Here is an 18818-nt window from a genome sequence, read left to right on the forward strand (position 1 = left end):
TCAGTCGGCGGTGTCGGTCCCGGGGCCCGCGTAGCCCGAGGAGAAACAGGTCTTGACGGCCCGCTCGGTCAGGGGGCGGCCGGCGAAGTCGAGCCGGGAGGCGGTCTTGTCGTCCGGCGCGGTGTTGGGGTCGTCGTCGAAGTGGATCGACCACCAGTAGACGCCGCTCATCCGGCGCTCCTGGACGACCTTGCAGACGGCCGTGTACCAGTTGGCCTGCACCTTGGGGTTGACGGCCCTGCGGGCGTAGAAGTCGCCGGGGGCGTGGTAGGCGCCCTTCATCGCGCCGATGCCGGCCTCGGCGACGGTGATCTTCGGCAGGGGTCCGGTGGCCTTCTTGTCGAGCCAGTCGTTCCACCCGGCGACCAGGGTCTTCACGGGGGCGCTGTCCGGGACCTTGACGGGGAAGTAGGCGTCGACGCCGAGGTGGTTGACCGGCATGTTGATCCGGCCGGAGACGTAGTTGTCCCAGTTGGCGTCGTAGGAGATCTCACCGGAGAACGTCTTCTCGGCGGACGCGACGAGGTTGTCCCAGCCCGGCTTGCCCTCCATGGAGTTCAGCTCGGTGGCGATCACGAAGGTGTTCGCCTTCTCGGCCTCGGCGATCTTCAGATAGGGGGCGAGGAGCTTCGCGTACGAGGCGAACCAGGCGGAGTCCGAGTCGGGGACGATGTTGCCGCGCCAGTCGCCCGTCCCGATGAGGGCGGTCTCGTCCATGACCGGGCGGATCGTGGTGCGGAAGCCCGCCTTCTGGAAGACCCGCAGGACCCGCTGGAGGCGCTCGGGCGAGGGGGTCTTGGCGCCGGTCGCGACGGTGTCGGAGGTGGGGCTCTTGGTGAAGAAGGGGAAGGAGATCGACACGGAGTTGGCGCCGAGGCCGACCAGGTACGCGGCCTGCTTGTGTGCCTGCTTCTCGATGAACTCGTCGGAACGTTTCTGTGGCTCCTCCTCCCAGTAGATCTGCACGCCCCACTGGGGCATGCCGGCCTTCCAGGGCTTGGCGACCCGGAGAGTGGAGGGCTTCGTCGCGTCCGTGGGCTTCCCGGACGGGCCGGGGGCGTCCGATTTCTCGGGGGAGCCGTCCAGGACGAGCCTGGGCAGGGCCGAGCCCGCCTCCCAGCGCACGGGGTGGTCGCCGAAGAGGAGGGGGGTGCCCAGGACGACGGTGAGGACGGTCACCGGGAAGATGGCGAGCAGGGGCAGGCGTGAGCGCATGGTCAGGTGTCTTCTGTCTTCAGTCTTCCGTCTTGGCCGAGGGTCAGGCGGGCTTGGCGATCACGACGAACTTGTTCTCCTCGCGCCGTGCGAACTTCAGGAAGCCGCGCAGGCCGCCGAGTCCTTCCAGCACCGAGAAGACGGGGATGAGCGCGACCACGACGATCGGCTCCCACCACTTGCGCCGCCCGCTGAGCGAGGCGAGCGCGTTCAGCCGCAGCCCCTCCCAGTAGGTCCAGATGACGTAGGCGAAGTTCAGGGCCCACAGAATGACGACGGACTGGGTGGCGGGCGAGGTGTTCATGTCGTTGATCAGCCAGCCGAGGAGCAGGACGGCGCCGATGTGCTGGAGCGGGCCGAGGATCCAGGTGGTCACGCAGACCGACAGGAACCAGCGGTAGCGCAGCGGCACCTGGCGGTTGAAGCAGAGCGCGACCAGGCCCCAGGCCCACCGCTCGCGCTGCTTGACGAAGTCGCGCGCGTTGGCGGGGGAGGCGCCGTAGCAGCGGCCGTTGAACCAGTCGCTGCGGCCGGGGTACTTGCGGCAGAAGGTCAGCGCGAGCCGGGCGTCCTCGACGATCTCCTTGGGGCCGAAGTCCCAGCCGATCTCCGCCTCGATGGAGGCGCGCAGCACCAGCAACTCGCCGTGCACCCCGGCCGCCGGGGTGCCCATGCCGGTCAGCGCGCGGAAGCGGGCGATGTCGTCGGCGGGGCGTACGGCGTCGGCGAGCCAGGTGAAGAGGCTGACCGCGTTCTCGCGCGGATAGGTCAGGATGCCCTGCGCCATGTGCTTGGCCTCGTCGGGGTGGGCGCGGCGCTGGCGGTTGATGAACTGGGCGAGCGAGGTCGCGGTGTCGGGGCCGACGCCCGTGTCGTCGTCCATGTGGAGGACCCAGACGTAGTCGAGGGCTTCGCCTTCGGCGATGCGCAGCTCGTGGGCGTAGTGGTTGGCGCGGGCCTTGAAGCGGGTGCCGTTGGCCGGGACGTAGTCCTTCGGGACGGTGATGACCCGGATCAGCGGGTGGGAGTCGGCGAGCCGGTCGATCTTCTCGGCCGCCTCGCAGCCCTCCTCGGTGAGGATGTCGACCCGCATGTACGGGAACCAGTCCGGCAGGTGCTCGACATAGGACAGGACGGAACGTTCCAGCGCCGGGTAGGTGTCGTGGCGGCCGATGGTCGGGCACAGGACGATCAGGAAGTCCTGGTCGGCCGGGGCGGGCGGGGTCATCCGGTCGCTGCGGCGGACCCGGCGGCGGATCAGCAGGGCGCCCTGGATGCCGACCAGCACACCGGCCACGGGCAGGGACCACACGACGGTGAGGATCCAGCTCAGCAGGGAGGAGCTGGGCCGGTAGCTCCACAGGCCGAAGAAGACCAGCAGGACAAAGGGCAGCAGGAACGGCAGGACACCCGGCTTCCAGGCGGCCGTACGCTTCGCGAGCTTCGCGCCTTGACGCGAGAACGAAGGGTCACCCTCTACCAGAGTCGACGTCATGACAGGTCAACAGGACTTCCCGTGAGATCGGTGGCGCGTTGAGGCAGCGACGGATCTCCGTTACGGCGCGCGTGAACGCACCGCCACGACTGGCTGGTTCTGGGTGCCATCCCCCCTCAACGCCTTCGTTGGCGCCTCGGTCAGCGGGGCCTCTGCCCCCCCGGGCTCCGAACCACTGACCGAACAGGGGATCCACTCTCGCATATATGCACGAGATAAGGAACAGTTGTGAGGAAGGCGACATCAGGCGTTCACGGTGTGGCGTCTGGTGTGCGTCCCGTCTCGTGTGCCGTGCACGGCCTCGGCCTATGCGGTGTGCGGTGCCGCGATCGCGCGCCCGCCCGTGATCACCCTCGCCGACGCGTAGGTCCGCTGCACATCCGCCGGGGTGTTCTTCCGCCGGGGCGCGGAGACGTTGTCGTACGTCAGTGCCTGGCCCCACACGGTCCACAGCACCCACGGGGTGCGGGCCAGGGTCCGGGGCTGGGCCGCGTTGAGCGGTACATGGAAGGACTCGGCGACGATCCGCGGCCTGCGGTACGCCTCAAGGCCGCGGTACCAGACCTCGGTCCAGGCGCCCGTGCCGAAGGGCCTGGCCGGGGTGTCGCTGTAGTCGTCGACGCCCACGACGTCGACGTAGCCGCCGCCGGGGTAGTACGCGCCGGGCTCGCGCCCGTACCTCCCGTCCCAGGAGTTCGGCGACCAGACGAAGATCAGGTTGTGCAGTCCGCGACGGCGCACGAGGTAGTCGTACGTCAGCCGCCACAGCCTGCGGAACGCCGCCGGGTCCTGCCCCGCCCACCAGAAACCGTGGCCCGGGACCGTGTTCATCTCGTGGTACGGCCGCAGCAGCACCGGCACCCCGCGGCCGGCCAGATAGCCCAGGTGGTCCGCGAGAAACGCGAGGTCGTGCAGCAGGGCCCGGTGCTCGGCGCTGCCCTCGGTGACCACCCGGCCGAACCAGCCGGGGTCCGTAGCGCCGGGGGAGTTGCGGTGCAGCGTCTGCTGGAAGCCCTTGACCCGGCTGCCCGGATAGGGCTGGTGGAAGGAGAAGCCGACCAGGCCCGCCGGGCCGCCCCCGTTGTGCGGCAGGGAGACCTCCGCGCCGGAGGAGCACTCGCGGTGCGTGCCGGAGGGCCGGTAGGAACCGTCGGCCGCCCGGGGCAGACCCGCCCACACGCCGACGGCGAGATCCACGGCGTCCTCCACATAGCCCCAGGAGCGGCGGCAGGACGGCCAGGCCGCCGAGTAGGAGCGGGCCTCGCCCACCGCCCAGCCGGGCCGGTCGTAGCCCGGGCCGAGGTCGAGCTCGACGAAGCCGGGCAGCCGTCCGGTGATGTCGCGGGCCTTGCGGTAGTAGTAGCCCGGCTGCTTGGTGCCCCGGTAGTCGCCGTACCGCGCGTTGTACCGCTCGTTGTGCAGCTCCACGTGCTGGCCGATCACCGTACGGCTCGGACGGCCGCGGCGGGCGGCGTTCTCCAGCCCGGCCAGCAGCGCGTAGACGCGGCGCGCGGCGGGTGTCGCCGCGGCATCGCGCCCGCGCAGATCGGCGGGGACGAGGCGGGGACCGGGCGCCCCGCCCTCGCCCTCGGGCCAGGCCCACACGCCCAGCGGGGCCAGCAGGGCCGCGCCGGCCGCGGCCGCTATCAGCCCGACGCGGGCACGTCTGTCCAGGTCCAAGGTGTCGGGCCGGTGCCGTGCGTCACTCGCCGGCCGCGGCCGACGCCTGGGCCTCGCCGCGGCGGCGGATCTGCCGGAAGGTGAACTCCGCCAGGTCGTCACCGGTCGAGAAGACCTTGGTGTCCTTGGTCGTCACGTCCTTGCCGTCGGTGAAACCGGCGATGGTGAAGTAGGCGTAACGGCCGTAGGAATTGGTCGTCGAGCGGCAGACCGCCGAGTCGCAGAAGGCCGCGACGCCCTTGCCCGCGAGGGACTTCACGATGCTCTTCTTGTCGGTCTGGCCCTTCGCCTTGACGGCCTGGGCCTCCGTCTCGAAGACGGCGACGCCGACGGTGACCGCGACCCCGTCCTTGACGTAGCTGACCCGCAGCAGCCGCGTGCAGTCGTTGCCGGTGAGGACCTTGGGCAGGGTGCCGCCGGCGGCCGAGGCGCAGTCCTTGGTGTCGGCGGTGGCGCCCTTCTTGTAGACGGTCTCGCCCATGGTCAGCTGGGTGCCGGGGAAAAGGGTCTCGGCGCTGAGCGGCGCCGTGTCCTTCTGCGCGCTGGATATGAAGTCCTTCGGGTCCAGCGGCGGCGGCGCGCTGGTCGGATCGAAGGACGGCGCGGGCGCGGCGGAGTCACTGGGCAGTGAAGCGCTCGCGGGCAGGTCGGCGGGCTGCCCCGAGGCGTTGTCGCCGTTGTCGCCGTTCGCCGAGACCACGGCCATGGCGACGGCCGCGCCGACCACGACGGTGGCGACCGCGCCGCCGCCGATGAACAGCAGTCTGCGGCGCTTGTTCCGGGTCTCCGATGCCTCCGCCAGGGCGGCCCAGTCCGGGGTCTGGCTGCCGCCGCTGTTCCAGGGCTGCTGCTGAGAATGCGGTTTCCAGGGATCCCACTGGGACTGGGGTCCCCCCTGCCCATAGCTCATGGGGCGCATCCTAGACGGGGACCGGCGCTGCCGGTGCGCCCCCGTTGGGGCGGATAGGGGACCTATCGGCGCAGGGTGGCGCATCTTCGCCGCCGGAGGTGTCGGAGGCCACTCGTTTTGACCCGTCCGAGGCACCCCGGTATCCTGCATGTTCGTTGTGTATTGGCTTGCTCATTCTCACGGGACGGGCCCTTACACCGGTCCACCGGGCCGATGACCAGCGACCAGCACGCGGTTTGCGTCACCGCGGTGCGGTCAGGGCTGTCGTGATCGTCTTCGGTGACCTTGTCAGGACCACTCACTGAAGATAGCGAAGGCTACGAACCGTGCGTACGTACAGCCCCAAGCCCGGCGATGTGACGCGTCAGTGGCACGTCATCGACGCTCAGGACGTCGTCCTGGGCCGTCTCGCCACGACCGCCGCCACCCTCCTCCGGGGCAAGCACAAGCCGATCTACGCCCCCCACGTCGACGCTGGTGACTTCGTCATCATCATCAACGCGGACAAGGTGCACCTCTCCGGTAACAAGCGGACCCAGAAGATGGCGTACCGCCACTCCGGCTACCCGGGTGGTCTGCGCTCCGTCCGCTACGACGAGCTGCTGGACAAGAACCCCGAGAAGGCCATCGAGAAGGCCGTCAAGGGCATGCTCCCCAAGAACTCCCTGGGCCGTCAGATGCTCTCGAAGCTGAAGGTCTACAAGGGTGACCAGCACCCGCACGGCGCGCAGCAGCCGGTGCCGTTCGAGATCACCCAGGTCGCGCAGTAAGTCCGGCCACCCCCTAAGACTGAAGAGAATCTGAGGAGAATCGTGGCCGAGACCACTGCCGAGCAGCCGCTCGAAGAGCTTGACATCGACAGCTACACCACCGAGTCCGAGGCGCCCGTCGAGGGCGAGTACACCTCGGAGTCCCTGGCCTCCCGCTTCGGCGAGCCCCAGCCGGCCGCCGGCCTGGGCCGCCGCAAGAACGCCATCGCCCGGGTCCGGATCGTTCCCGGCTCCGGCAAGTGGAAGATCAACGGCCGCACCCTTGAGGACTACTTCCCCAACAAGGTGCACCAGCAGGAAGTCAACGAGCCGTTCAAGGTTCTGGAGCTGGAAGGTCGTTACGACGTCATCGCCCGCATCGCGGGCGGCGGTGTCTCCGGTCAGGCCGGTGCGCTCCGTCTCGGTGTCGCCCGCGCGCTGAACGAGGCCGACGTCGACAACAACCGCGGCCCGCTGAAGAAGGCCGGCTTCCTGCGTCGTGACGACCGTGCGGTCGAGCGCAAGAAGGCCGGTCTGAAGAAGGCCCGCAAGGCTCCGCAGTACAGCAAGCGCTGACCGCAGCTGCCCGCTCGTACTCCGAACGCCCCGGCGGCACGCCACAGTGCCGCCGGGGCGTTCGTATATCACAGGCCAAGGGCGTATAACGGCACAAGACGCTCAAAGGCTTGTGTGATCGGGTGTCCAGGCAGGCATGCCTGGGATGCGGAGCCGCACCGACCCGGCAGCGAACCGTCGCATGCGCTACGGCTTCGAAACTGACGCTTCCTCAGGAGGACAAGTGGGACGACTCTTCGGCACGGACGGCGTGCGCGGTGTCGCCAACGCGGATCTGACGGCCGAGATGGCGCTCGGCCTCTCCGTCGCGGCGGCGCACGTGCTGGCCGAGGCGGGCAGCTTCGCGGGCCACAAGCCGACGGCGGTGGTCGGGCGGGACCCGCGTGCGTCCGGGGAGTTCCTGGAGGCCGCGGTGGTCGCGGGGCTGGCCAGCGCGGGCGTGGACGTGCTGCGGGTCGGTGTGCTGCCGACGCCCGCGGTGGCGTATCTGACCGGCGCCCTCGGGGCCGACCTCGGTGTCATGCTCTCCGCAAGCCACAACGCGATGCCCGACAACGGCATCAAGTTCTTCGCCCGCGGCGGCCACAAACTCGCCGACGAGCTGGAGGACCGGATCGAGGGCGTCTACGAGGAGCACCGCACGGGCGCCCCCTGGGACCGCCCCACCGGCGCGGGCGTGGGCCGGGTGCGGAGCTACGACGAAGGGTTCGACCAGTACGTCGCCCATCTCCTCGGCGTGCTGCCGAACCGGCTCGACGGACTGAAGATCGTCCTTGACGAGGCGCACGGCGCCGCCGCCGGGGTCTCTCCGGAGGCGTTCTCCCGGGCCGGGGCGCAGGTCGTCACCATCGGCGCCCAGCCGGACGGGCTCAACATCAACGACGGCTGCGGCTCCACCCATCTCGACCAGCTGAAGGCCGCCGTCGTGGAGCACGGCGCCGACCTCGGCATCGCGCACGACGGCGACGCCGACCGCTGCCTCGCCGTGGACCACACCGGCGAGGAGATCGACGGCGACCAGATCCTGTCCGTGCTCGCGCTGGCGATGCGGGAACGTTCCGCTCTGCGCTCCGACACCGTCGTCGCGACCGTGATGTCGAATCTGGGCTTCAAGCTGGCCATGGAGCGCGAGGGCATCCGCCTCGTGCAGACCGCGGTCGGCGACCGCTACGTCCTTGAGGAGATGAAGGAGCACGACTACGCCCTCGGCGGCGAGCAGTCCGGGCACGTCATCGTCCTCGACCACGCCACCACCGGCGACGGCACGCTGACCGGGCTGCTGCTGGCCGCACGGGTCGCCGGGACCGGCCGTACGCTGCGGGAGCTCGCGGCGGTCATGGAGCGGCTGCCCCAGGTCCTCATCAACGTGCCGGACGTGGACAGGTCCCGGGTGAAGACCTCCGCGGACCTCGCCGCCGCGGTCGCCGAGGCGGAGCGGGAGCTGGGCTCCGCCGGACGGGTACTGCTGCGCCCCTCGGGCACCGAGCCGCTGGTACGCGTCATGGTGGAGGCCGCCGACATCGACCAGGCCCGCTCGATCGCCGCCCGCCTCGCCGACGCGGTGAAGTCAGCACTGGGCTGACCCCCGACACCACCGCACCCACCCGACGTCCGGCGCCACCCCGCTCGCGCTACCCCCGGCGCCCGTCCGAAACGGCCGCCGGGGACCCGCCGGGGCTTGGCCGGGGGCCTGACCGAGCAGATCATCGACCTCCCGGCCGCGCGGGTTCCCGACGCGGTGGTGTCGGTGCCGGTGTTCCGTCGAATGCGGTGGGCTCGGCCGGTGGCCTGGGCGGGTGGGTTCGGCGCGGGCCGGTGGTCGGCCGGAGTCTGTGCGGGGGGTCGGCCGGGGGACTTGCTGGACCGTCCGGCGGGCGGTCGGCGTGGGTCGGTCGTCGGGCGGTTCGTCGGCGCGGTGGTGTTGGTGCCGGGGTTTCCTCGAAGGCGGTGCGCTCGGCTGATGGCCGCGCCGCCCCGCTCGCGCTACCCCCGGCGCCCGTCCGAAACGGCCGCCGGGGCCTGACCGGGCAGGCAACCGGCCTTGTGGCCTCGGGGTCGGTCGGGAGGTTGCCGGGAAGGTGGCGGAGCCGGAAGCCTGGTGGGGGGCGACCAGGTGGTGGATCGGGGCGCTCGGTCGGGCGGTTTGTCGGGGCGGGGGCCCGGGTGGGGTGTTGGGTCAGGGGGATGCGCGGCGGCGGCGTTGTGCTGACCACAGGAGTTTTTGGGTGAGTAGGGTGAGGGTGCCCGCCAGGACGATTCCGCCCAGGTTGGCGAGCAGTTGCCAGACGGAGCCCCAGGTCTGTGAGTAGTCCGTGTAGCTGAAGGCCACCGCGGCGTTCGCGGCCGCCGGTACCGTGGTCACGGAGATCGCCACCCCGATCAGCGCGCCCGACTTGGCGGACGTCAGGGACAGGGTGCCGGCGATGCCGGCCAGGAACGCCACCACGAACGACATCGCGTCCGGCTTCCAGATGAACGCGGTGTTCGGCCGGGCCGCCTCCACCATCGACCTCTCGAACAGCCCGAGCACGTCCATCAGCCCGCTGAAACCGGCCGTCACCACCATCGCGACGGCGAACCCGGCGAGCAGCGCCCACAGCGACCGCCACACCAGATGCGGCGCCCGCTGCACGAGCGCCGTCGAGATCCCCGCGAGCGGCCCGAACTCCGGGCCGACGGCCATCGCGCCGACGATCAGGATCGCGTTGTCCAGCATCACACCGCACGCGGCGAGCATCGTGGCCACGGCCAGGAACGCCACATAGGTGACGGTGAGCGTCGACTCCTCGTGGGTCGCCTCGGCGAGGTGTTCCCACAGCACCGCGTCCGCGCCCTCGCCGGGCGCCTCCTCCTCGGCCTTGTCGGCCCGCTTGGACAAGGACAGGTCGATGTTCTCGACGGCGATCGAGCCGGTCTCCTCAAGGCCCGACGCCCGCAGCGCGGTGAGCAGTTCGTCGCCCGCCTCCCGGGCCACGTCGCACAGGACGACGTCCCCGACGGGGTTGCGGGCGGCGCCGGGCAGCACCACGAGGTGCGTGGCGCCGACCGTCCGCTCGATGAGGCGCACGACGTCGTCGGTCGTGCCGGACGGGACGATCAGCCGGAGGTGAAGCATGGCGGCAGGGTAGCGGTCACAGTTTGCGCAGCCGCAGCCGCTGCACCTTGTGATCCGGGCCCTTGCGCAGGATGAGGGTGGCGCGACCGCGGGTGGGTGCGATGTTCTCCACCAGATTGGGCTTGTTGATGGTCCGCCAGAGCGTGCGGGCGTAGTCCAGGGCCTCCTCCTCGGACACCTGTGTGTACGTGCGGAAGTACGAGGACGGGTCGAGGAAGGCGGTGGCGCGCAGCTTGCGGAAGCGGCTGAGGTACCAGCGCTCGATGTCCTCCGCGCCGGCGTCGACGTACACGCTGAAGTCGAAGTAGTCGGCGAGGCCGACCCGGGTGCGGCCGTCCGTGCCGGGCAGGGCCTGCTGGAGGACGTTCAGGCCCTCGACGATGAGGATGTCCGGGCGGCGCACGGTGAGCCGCTCGCCGGGCACGATGTCGTAGATCAGATGGGAGTAGACGGGGGCGGTGACCTCGTCCTTGCCGGCCTTGATGTCGGCGACGAACCGGATGAGGGCGCGGCGGTCGTACGACTCCGGGAAGCCTTTGCGGGACATCAGGCCGCGCGCCTTCAACTCCTTGGTGGGGAGCAGAAAGCCGTCCGTGGTGACCAGTTCGACCCGAGGGTGTTCCGGCCAGCGGGACAGCAGCGCCTGAAGGAGGCGGGCGACGGTGGACTTGCCCACCGCCACGGAACCGGCGACGCCTATGACGAACGGCGTGCCGGACTGCGAGCCCTGTTCGCCCAGGAAGGTGTTCAGGGCGCTTCTGAGCCCGTCCGTGGCACCGACGTACAGATTGAGCAGCCGGGACAGCGGGAGGTAGATGTCGCGCACCTCGTCGAGGTCGATGACGTCGCCGAGGCCGCGCAGCTTTTCGACCTCCTCGGCGGTGAGCGGCAGCGGCGTCTTGTCGCGCAGCGCGCTCCACTCGGCTCGGGTGAGGTCGACGTAGGGAGTCGCCTCCGGCCGGTGCCGGTGGGCGCTCCGGGGCATCGGGGAGACCGGAGAGATCACAGTCCATTGTTAACGGAGTTCGAACGGGACGGCGGGTGGGATGGGTCACGCGAGGGAGCGGCGCGCGATGACGGGTGGTCGTACGACGGTGGCAATTTCCGATTTCGGGCACGCGGTGCCGGTTTTGCGCGGGCTTCGGCCCGTAGGCTGCGGCCCATGTGCGGAATTGTGGGATATGTGGGGGCCCAGTCGGCGCTCGACGTCGTCATGGCCGGGTTGAAACGGCTGGAGTACCGGGGGTACGACTCGGCGGGCGTCGCCGTGCCCGCGGACGGCGGGCTCGCCGCCGCGAAGCGGGCCGGGAAACTCGTCAACCTGGAGAAGGAGCTGGTCGAACGGCCGCTGCCGGCGGGGACCACGGGCATCGGACACACCCGGTGGGCCACCCACGGGGCGCCCACGGACGCCAACGCGCATCCGCACCTGGACAACGCGGGGCGGGTCGCCGTGGTGCACAACGGGATCATCGAGAACTTCGCGGTGCTGCGCGCCGAGTTGACCGAGCGCGGCCATGACCTCGCGTCCGAGACCGACACCGAGGTGGTCGCGCACCTGCTGGCCGAGGAGTTCTCCGTGACCGCCGACCTCGCCGAGGCGATGCGGCTGGTGTGCCGGCGGCTTCAGGGCGCGTTCACCCTGGTGGCGGTGCACGCGGACGAGCCAGACGTGGTGGTCGGCGCGCGGCGGAACTCGCCGCTCGTGGTGGGCGTTGGAGAGGGCGAGGCCTTTCTCGCCTCGGACGTCGCCGCGTTCATCGCCCACACGCGGTCGGCGATCGAGCTGGGTCAGGACCAGCTGGTGGAACTGCGCCGGGACGGTGTCACGGTGACGGGCTTCGACGGCCGTCCGGCGGAGGTCAGGCCGTACCACGTGGACTGGGACGCGTCGGCCGCGGAAAAGGGGGGTTATGACTACTTCATGCTCAAGGAGATCGCCGAGCAGCCCAAGGCGGTCGCCGATACGCTGCTGGGCCGCATCGACGCGGCCGGCTCGCTGAGCCTGGACGAGGTCCGGATCGACGCGGGTGAACTGCGCGAGGTGGACAAGGTCGTCATCGTCGCGTGCGGTACGGCCTTCCACGCGGGTCTGATCGCCAAGTACGCCATCGAGCACTGGACGCGCATCCCGTGCGAGGTGGAGCTGGCCAGCGAGTTCCGTTACCGGGACCCGATCCTCGACCACCGGACGCTGGTCATCGCGGTCTCCCAGTCCGGTGAGACCATGGACACCCTGATGGCGCTGCGGCACGCCCGCGAGCAGGGGTCCAAGGTGCTGGCGATCTGCAACACCAACGGGTCGACGATTCCGCGCGAGTCGGACGCGGTGCTGTACACGCACGCCGGGCCCGAGGTCGCGGTCGCCTCGACCAAGGCGTTCCTCACGCAGTTGGTGGCCTGCTATCTGGTGGCGCTGTATCTGGCCCAGGTGCGGGGCACCAAGTGGGGTGACGAGATCGGGGCGGTCATCCGGGACCTGTCGCGGATCGCCGGGTCGGTCGAGCGGGTCCTGGAGACGATGGAGCCGGTGCGGGCGCTGGCGCGCACCCTCGCCGCCAAGAACACGGTGCTCTTCCTGGGGCGGCACGTGGGGTATCCGGTGGCGCTGGAGGGCGCGCTGAAGCTGAAGGAACTGGCGTACATGCACGCCGAGGGCTTCGCGGCCGGGGAGTTGAAGCACGGGCCGATCGCGCTGATCGAGGAGGACCTGCCGGTGGTGGTCGTCGTGCCGTCGCCGCAGGCGCGATCGGCGCTGCACGACAAGATCGTGTCCAACATCCAGGAGATCCGGGCGAGGGGCGCACGGACGATCGTGATCGCGGAGGAGGGCGACGAGGCGGTGGCCCCGTACGCCGACCATCTGATCCGCATCCCGGCGACCCCGGCCCTGCTCCAGCCGATGGTGGCGACCGTCCCGCTCCAGGTGTTCGCCTGCGAACTCGCCACCGCCCGCGGCAACGAGGTGGACCAGCCGCGCAACCTGGCGAAGTCGGTGACGGTGGAGTAGCGGGGCCCCTGCGCCGCGCGGCGCTCCGGCGGGCCGCGCCCGTCCGGCGGGCACCGCCGGCGCGACGGCTTGCCTGTGCGGTGCCGTGTTGCCGCTGGTGTGAGGGCTCGGTCGTGCGGTGTCGTGAGCCGTCGTCCCGTTCGGCCGCTCCGGGCCGGTGTTCTGAGCCGTCGCGCCGATCTGCCGTCCCGAGTCGGCGTCCTGAGCCGCCGTCATGGGGGGCTGTTCGCCGTAGGGTGCTGGGCATGAGCATCATCGGGGTCGGTATCGACGTGGCCGAGATCGACCGGTTCGAGGCGTCGCTGCAACGGACGCCCGGACTGGTCGGCCGGCTCTTCCTGGACAGCGAGTTGCTGCTGCCGAGCGGCGAGCGCCGGGGCGCGGCCTCCCTCGCCGTACGCTTCGCCGCCAAGGAGGCCCTGGCCAAGGCGCTCGGCGGCCCGCCCGGCCTGCACTGGACGGACGCCGAGGTGTACGTCGAGGACAGCGGGCAGCCCCGGCTGCGGGTGACGGGCACGGTCGCGGCCCGGGCCGCCCAGCTCGGCGTGAAGTCCTGGCACGTCTCCCTCAGCCACGACGCGGGCGTGGCGTCCGCGGTGGTGATCGCGGAGGGCTGACGATCCGCCGACCGACGGGGGCGCGGGTGCGGGCGCGGGGGCATCCGGGGCAGACTCGGACCCATGCGTACTGCGTACAGCGTGGAGACGGTGCGGGCCGCCGAGCGTGATCTCATGGCACGGCTGCCGGAGGGGGCGCTCATGCAGCGGGCCGCCGCCGGACTGGCGGCCGCCTGCGCCCAGTTGCTCGGACGCGTATACGGCAGCCGGGTCGTACTGCTGGTGGGCAGCGGGGACAACGGAGGTGACGCCCTGTACGCCGGGGCGCGGCTCGCGCGCCGGGGGGCGGGGGTGACGGCCGTGCTGCTCGCGGCCGACCGCACCCATCCCGCGGGGCTGGCCGCGCTGCGCCGCGCGGGCGGCGGCGTCGCCGCGCCCGGCGGCGGCGAGGCGGCGATCGACCGGGCCGACCTCGTCGTCGACGGCATCGTCGGGATCGGCGGGCGGGGCGGGCTGCGGCCCGAGGCCGCGGCCCTGGCCGCCGCCGCCGAACGGTCCCGCGCCGCCGTCGTCGCCGTCGACCTGCCGAGCGGGGTCGAGGCGGACACCGGGCAGGTGCTGGGGGCCGCCGTCCGCGCCGACCTCACCGTGACCTTCGGGACGCACAAGCCCGGACTGCTGATCGACCCGGCCCGGGAGCACGCGGGTACCGTGCGGCTCGTCGACATCGGGCTCGACCTGCCCGCCGAGCCGGACCTTGAGGCCCTGCAACACGCGGACGTGGCCCGGCTGCTGCCGGTGCCCGGGGCGGAGAGCGACAAGTACCGGCGCGGGGTCGTCGGGATCGCGGCCGGGTCGGCGCGGTATCCGGGGGCCGCCGTGCTCGCCGTGTCGGGCGCGCTGCGCGGCGGGGCCGGGGCCGTGCGGTACGTCGGGCCCGCCGGGGACGCCGTCATCGCCCGTTTCCCCGAGACCCTGGTCTCCGACCGTGGCCCGCACAAGGCGGGACGGGTGCAGGCATGGGTCACCGGGCCGGGCGCCGGGGACGACGCCGGGACCGTCGCTGAGGTGGTCGGGGCCGAGGTGCCGGTGCTCATCGACGCGGACGGGCTGCGGCTGGCCGACCGGGACGCGGTACGGGCCCGCACGGCGCCGACCCTGATGACCCCGCACGCCGGAGAGGCCGCGGCGCTGCTGGGCGTGGACCGCGAGGAGGTCGAGGGGGCGCGGCTGCCGGCGGTGCGCGAGTTGGCGGCGCGGTACCGCGCCACCGTTCTGCTCAAGGGCTCGACCACGCTGGTCGCCAACCCGGACGGCGGGACCGTACGCGTCAACGCGACGGGGACGGCGTGGCTGGCCACCGCGGGCAGCGGAGACGTGCTGTCCGGCCTCGCGGGATCCCTGCTGGCCTCGGGCCTGACCCCCCGGGACGCGGGCAGCGTGGCCGCGTATCTGCACGGACTGGCGGGCCGCTTCGCGGCGGACGGCGCACCGACGGGGGCCCACGATCTGGCGGGGGCGGTCGCGCGAGCATGGCGCGACGTCCGAGCGGAGGCCGCTGACGGTCCTGGCCGGTAGGGCGGGGTCGGGGGTCGTGTGGGCGGGGGTGTGGGCCGGGCGTGGGGAGGGTGCAGGGGGCAGCCGGGTCTGTTCGCGGCGGGTGGCGCCCGTGGGGCGCGCGATGGTGCGGGGGCGCTTGCCGCGGCCTGCCGGCCGGCTCCGCAACCGGGCCTCGTCCGCGCGCGTCCCGCCGCACTCGTGATGTCCCTCGCCCGCCCCATCAGCGGCGCACTCGCGCCGGCCCACACGCCCTGTGCCACCCGGTGAGTACGCACCCCGCGCACACCCCGCCATGGCCCGCCGGCCGGCGCGTGCGCGGAGCGGGCCCGGCTTTCGGATGTCGTCCGCCGGCCGGCGTAGTGGCCGTCGTTCGCCTGGGGCGGCCAGGGCCGGAGCCGGTCGGGAACGGTGGTCGTGCGGGGGCGCGTGACGGTTTGTGGGGCGCGCGGGGGTGGGTGAGCGCGGGGCCGTGCCCCGGTACCACCGGTCGCCTCTGAGACACTGGGGGCGCGATGAAAGACACAGCACTCCTGCCGACGGCGCCCCTGCGAGCCCGTGCCGAGATCGATCTGGCCGCACTGCGGTCCAATGTGCGCGCCCTGCGCGCCCTCGCACCGGGCGCCGCCCTGATGGCCGTCGTCAAGTCCGACGCGTACGGCCACGGGGCGGTGCCGTGCGCGCGGGCGGCCCTCGACGCGGGCGCGACCTGGCTCGGCACGGCCACCCCCGAGGAGGCCCTGGAACTGCGCGCGGCCGGGCTGCCGGGGCGTGTCATGTGCTGGCTGTGGACCCCCGGCGGCCCCTGGCGGCAGGCGATCGAGGCCGACATCGACGTGTCGGTCAGCGGGATGTGGGCGCTGCGCGAGGTCACGGCGGCGGCGCGCGAGGCGGGCCGGCCCGCGCGGGTGCAGCTCAAGGCGGACACCGGCCTCGGCCGCAACGGCTGCCAGCCCGCCGACTGGGCCGACCTGGTGGGCGCCGCCCTGCGCGCCGAGGCGGACGGGCTGATCCGGATCACCGGGCTCTGGTCGCACTTCGCCTGCGCCGACGAGCCCGGCCATCCGTCCATCGCCGCCCAGCTCACCCGCTTCCGGGAGATGACGGCGTACGCCGAGGACCGGGGCGTGCGCTCCGAGGTGCGGCACATGGCCAACTCGCCGGCCACCCTCACCCTCCCCGAGGCCCACTTCGACCTGGTGCGCACCGGGATCGCGGTCTACGGCATCTCGCCCGGCCCGGAGATCGGCACCCCCGCCGACTTCGGGCTGCGTCCGGTGATGACGCTGGCGGCGTCGCTGGCGCTGGTCAAGCACGTGCCGGGCGGGCACGGCATCAGCTACGGCCACCACTACGTCACTCCGGGCGAGACGACGCTCGGCCTGGTGCCCGTCGGCTACGCGGACGGCGTCCCGCGGCACGCCTCCGGCAGCGGTCCGGTGCTGGTCGGCGGCAAGTGGCGGACCATCGCCGGGCGGGTCGCGATGGACCAGTTCGTGGTCGACCTCGGCGGCGACCGGCCCGAGGCCGGCGCCGAGGCGGTCCTGTTCGGGCCCGGCGACCGCGGTGAGCCCACCGCCGAGGACTGGGCGCAGGCCGCCGGCACCATCGCGTACGAGATCGTCACGCGCATCGGATCCCGCGTCCCGCGCGTCTACGTGAACGAGGACCGGGACGGGTAGTCCGCACAGGGAGCCGGGTCACGCCCCTACCGGTGAACCCGGCCCGGTGACGCCCGTGCCGGCGGCACGCGGACCCGCGGTACCCACCAGCGAACTGTGCGGTACGGCGAAGACGGCGATACGGCGATACGGCGAACAACGACGAAGTTACGGCGAATTACGGCGAAGAGGAGCGGTACGTGAGCGAGAGCAGCGCGAAGGCCGTCGCGGCGGCCGTCGCCTCCGCCGCGCAGGAGGCCGGCGGCTGGCGCAGGGCGACCGGCCTCGCGGGCGCCGCGATAGGCGTGCTGGCCGCGGGCGCGGCGGCCGGCGTCGCGATCGAGCGGATGACCGTGGGCCGCGGGGTGCGCCGCAAGGCACGGCTCGCGCTGGACTCGACGGGACCGTACGGCGCGCTGCGCGGCACCCCGGGCAAGGCGTACGCCGACGACGGCACGGAGCTGTACTTCGAGGTCGACGAGGTCGAACCCGAGGGCGGCCCGGCGCCCCGGCGGCGCCGCCTCTTCGGCCGCAAGGCGCCCGTGCCGGTCACCGTCGTCTTCAGCCACGGCTACTGCCTCAGCCAGGACTCCTGGCACTTCCAGCGGGCGGCGCTGCGGGGCGTCGTGCGGACCGTGTACTGGGACCAGCGCAGCCACGGCCGGTCCGGGCGCGGCATGGCACAGCTGCGGGACGATGTGCCGCTGACCATCGACCAGCTCGGCCGCGACCTGAAGGCGGTCATGGACGCGGCCGTGCCGGAGGGGCCGATGGTGCTGGTCGGACACTCCATGGGCGGCATGACGGTGATGGCGCTGGCCGCCCAGTACCCGGAACTGATCCGCGACCGGGTGGTGGCCACCGCGCTGGTCGGTACGTCGTCCGGGCGGCTCGGCGAGGTCAACTTCGGGCTGCCGCTGGCGGGCGTGAACGCGGTGCGCCGGGTCCTGCCGGGCGTGCTGAAGGCGCTCGGGCAGCAGGCGGCGCTGGTGGAGAAGGGGCGCAGGGCCACGGCCGATCTGTTCGCCGGGATCATCAAGCGGTACTCGTTCGCGTCGCGGGACGTCGATCCGGCGGTCGAGCGGTTCGCCGAGCGGATGATCGAGTCCACCCCGATCGACGTGGTCGCCGAGTTCTACCCGGCCTTCACCGACCACGACAAGACCGAAGCGCTCGACTACTTCAAGGACATGCCGGTGCTGGTGCTGGCCGGGGTGCGGGATCTGATCACGCCCAGCGAGCACAGCGAGGCCATCGCCGACCTGCTTCCGGACGCGGAACTGGTGCTGGTACCGGACGCGGGGCACCTGGTGATGCTGGAGCACCCCGAAGTGGTGACCGACCGGCTCGCCGACCTGCTCACCCGCGTGGGAGCCGTGCCGGCAGGGGCTACCGTAAGTGGCTATGGAAGCACCAGCAGCGCCGCACGACCCGGCTGACCCCCGTGCCGTAGAGATCACCGTCAACTCTCCCGAGCAGATGAGGGAGTTGGGCCGCAGGCTGGCCAAGCTGCTGCGGGCCGGCGATCTGGTGATGCTCAGCGGGGAGCTGGGCGCGGGCAAGACGACGCTCGCCCGTGGTCTCGGCGAGGGGCTCGGCGTGCGGGGGGCGGTCACCTCGCCGACGTTCGTGATCGCCCGGGTGCACCCGTCGCTGGGCGACGGCGCGCCGCTCGTCCACGTCGACGCCTACCGGCTGTCCGGCGGCCTGGACGAGATGGAGGACCTCGACCTCGATGTCTCGCTGCCCGAATCGGTGGTCGTCGTGGAGTGGGGCGAGGGCAAGGTCGAGGAGCTGACCGAGGACCGGTTGCAGATCGTGATCCACCGGGCCGTCGGGGACACGACGGACGAGGTACGGCATGTGACCCTGGCCGGGCTCGGAGAACGCTGGCAGACCACCGACCTCACGACCCTCACCGCCTGAGGGACCCGCCCTGACCTGGCGTCCCCCCGGGCGCCCCTATCTGGCGCTGCCCTGGGGGGTGTTGTGGTGCTCGGGGTGGTGGGGCGGGTGGGAGATGATCGCCGCTGCGGCGCATGCGGCCAGCAGGTCGCGCATCGGGACCGGGGCTGGCTCGCGTGGCGGTGCCGGGGGGTGCTCCCGCGGTGGCGCCGTGGGTTCCGGGGCCGACATGGACGCCTCCTGACGAACGGGGGCGGACGCAGCCAGGCACTACCGGGTACTTAGGTACACCTAACTACGAGCTGGCTACCATGTGACCACACCGACCCCATCAGGGGCAACATCTTCCCGACACAACGTCGGAACCCACCCACACCCGACCGCCCCG

The 18818-nt window shown here is 72.0% G+C and carries 15 protein-coding genes; 9 read left to right on the top strand and 6 right to left on the bottom strand.

All coding sequences use genetic code 11. The features are described from left to right. From AC27LF_RS40575 to AC27LF_RS40590, 4 genes are all read right to left on the bottom strand, one after another. Positions 1-1215, bottom strand: a complete 1215-nt coding sequence (locus tag AC27LF_RS40575; RefSeq protein ID WP_479657021.1) for a glycoside hydrolase family 113 — start codon at positions 1213-1215, stop codon at positions 1-3. A gap of 43 nt (positions 1216-1258) precedes the next feature. Further along, positions 1259-2710, bottom strand: coding sequence for a glycosyltransferase family 2 protein (locus AC27LF_RS40580; protein ID WP_479657022.1), 1452 nt, complete (start codon positions 2708-2710; stop codon positions 1259-1261). Positions 2711-3016: 306 nt separating this feature from the next. After that, entirely contained in the window at positions 3017-4390 is a 1374-nt protein-coding gene (locus AC27LF_RS40585; RefSeq protein WP_479657023.1) for a glycosyl hydrolase, read from the bottom strand. Positions 4391-4412: 22 nt separating this feature from the next. After that, complete coding sequence (locus tag AC27LF_RS40590) at positions 4413-5300, bottom strand: hypothetical protein (protein ID WP_479657024.1); 888 nt, start codon at positions 5298-5300, stop codon at positions 4413-4415. Positions 5301-5626: 326 nt separating this feature from the next. Here AC27LF_RS40590 and rplM point away from each other — a divergent pair, with 326 nt between their 5' ends. The 3 genes from rplM (at position 5627) to glmM (ending at position 8207) form a co-directional block, all read left to right on the top strand. After that, a complete protein-coding gene (rplM, locus tag AC27LF_RS40595) occupies positions 5627-6070 on the top strand; it encodes a 50S ribosomal protein L13 (RefSeq protein ID WP_030745278.1) in 444 nt (147 codons plus the stop codon). Positions 6071-6112: 42 nt separating this feature from the next. After that, positions 6113-6625: a 30S ribosomal protein S9 gene (rpsI, locus tag AC27LF_RS40600; RefSeq protein ID WP_351743243.1), complete on the top strand. Its 513-nt coding sequence runs from the start codon at positions 6113-6115 to the stop codon at positions 6623-6625. Positions 6626-6848: 223 nt separating this feature from the next. Beyond that, a complete protein-coding gene (gene glmM, locus AC27LF_RS40605; protein ID WP_479657025.1) occupies positions 6849-8207 on the top strand; it encodes a phosphoglucosamine mutase in 1359 nt (452 codons plus the stop codon). A gap of 594 nt (positions 8208-8801) precedes the next feature. On the opposite strand, the gene AC27LF_RS40610 is transcribed toward glmM, so the two are convergent. Further along, entirely contained in the window at positions 8802-9740 is a 939-nt protein-coding gene (locus tag AC27LF_RS40610; RefSeq protein WP_479657026.1) for a DUF389 domain-containing protein, read from the bottom strand. A 16-nt stretch (positions 9741-9756) separates the two neighbouring features. Then, positions 9757-10725 (bottom strand): type I pantothenate kinase, encoded by a 969-nt coding sequence (coaA, locus tag AC27LF_RS40615; protein WP_479657027.1) that lies wholly within the window; start codon positions 10723-10725, stop codon positions 9757-9759. Between the two features lie 177 nt (positions 10726-10902). On the opposite strand from coaA, the gene glmS reads away from it, so the two are divergent. The 6 genes from glmS (at position 10903) to tsaE (ending at position 18451) form a co-directional block, all read left to right on the top strand. Next, positions 10903-12750, top strand: coding sequence for a glutamine--fructose-6-phosphate transaminase (isomerizing) (gene glmS / locus AC27LF_RS40620; RefSeq protein ID WP_479657028.1), 1848 nt, complete (start codon positions 10903-10905; stop codon positions 12748-12750). A gap of 245 nt (positions 12751-12995) precedes the next feature. Further along, entirely contained in the window at positions 12996-13367 is a 372-nt protein-coding gene (locus tag AC27LF_RS40625; RefSeq protein ID WP_479657029.1) for a holo-ACP synthase, read from the top strand. 63 nt (positions 13368-13430) lie between these two features. Then, a complete protein-coding gene (locus AC27LF_RS40630; RefSeq protein WP_479657030.1) occupies positions 13431-14885 on the top strand; it encodes an NAD(P)H-hydrate dehydratase in 1455 nt (484 codons plus the stop codon). A gap of 494 nt (positions 14886-15379) precedes the next feature. Continuing rightward, positions 15380-16546 carry an alanine racemase gene (gene alr / locus AC27LF_RS40635; RefSeq protein ID WP_487227840.1) on the top strand — a complete coding sequence of 389 codons (1167 nt, stop codon included), beginning with the start codon at positions 15380-15382 and terminating at the stop codon, positions 16544-16546. Positions 16547-16725: 179 nt separating this feature from the next. Then, positions 16726-17964, top strand: a complete 1239-nt coding sequence (locus AC27LF_RS40640) for an alpha/beta fold hydrolase (RefSeq protein ID WP_479657032.1) — start codon at positions 16726-16728, stop codon at positions 17962-17964. After that, positions 17930-18451 (top strand): tRNA (adenosine(37)-N6)-threonylcarbamoyltransferase complex ATPase subunit type 1 TsaE, encoded by a 522-nt coding sequence (tsaE, locus tag AC27LF_RS40645; protein WP_479657033.1) that lies wholly within the window; start codon positions 17930-17932, stop codon positions 18449-18451. Before AC27LF_RS40640 ends, tsaE begins: the two co-directional genes overlap by 35 nt. Positions 18452-18818: the final 367 nt, after the last annotated feature.

The organism is Streptomyces diversicolor (assembly GCF_057537855.1).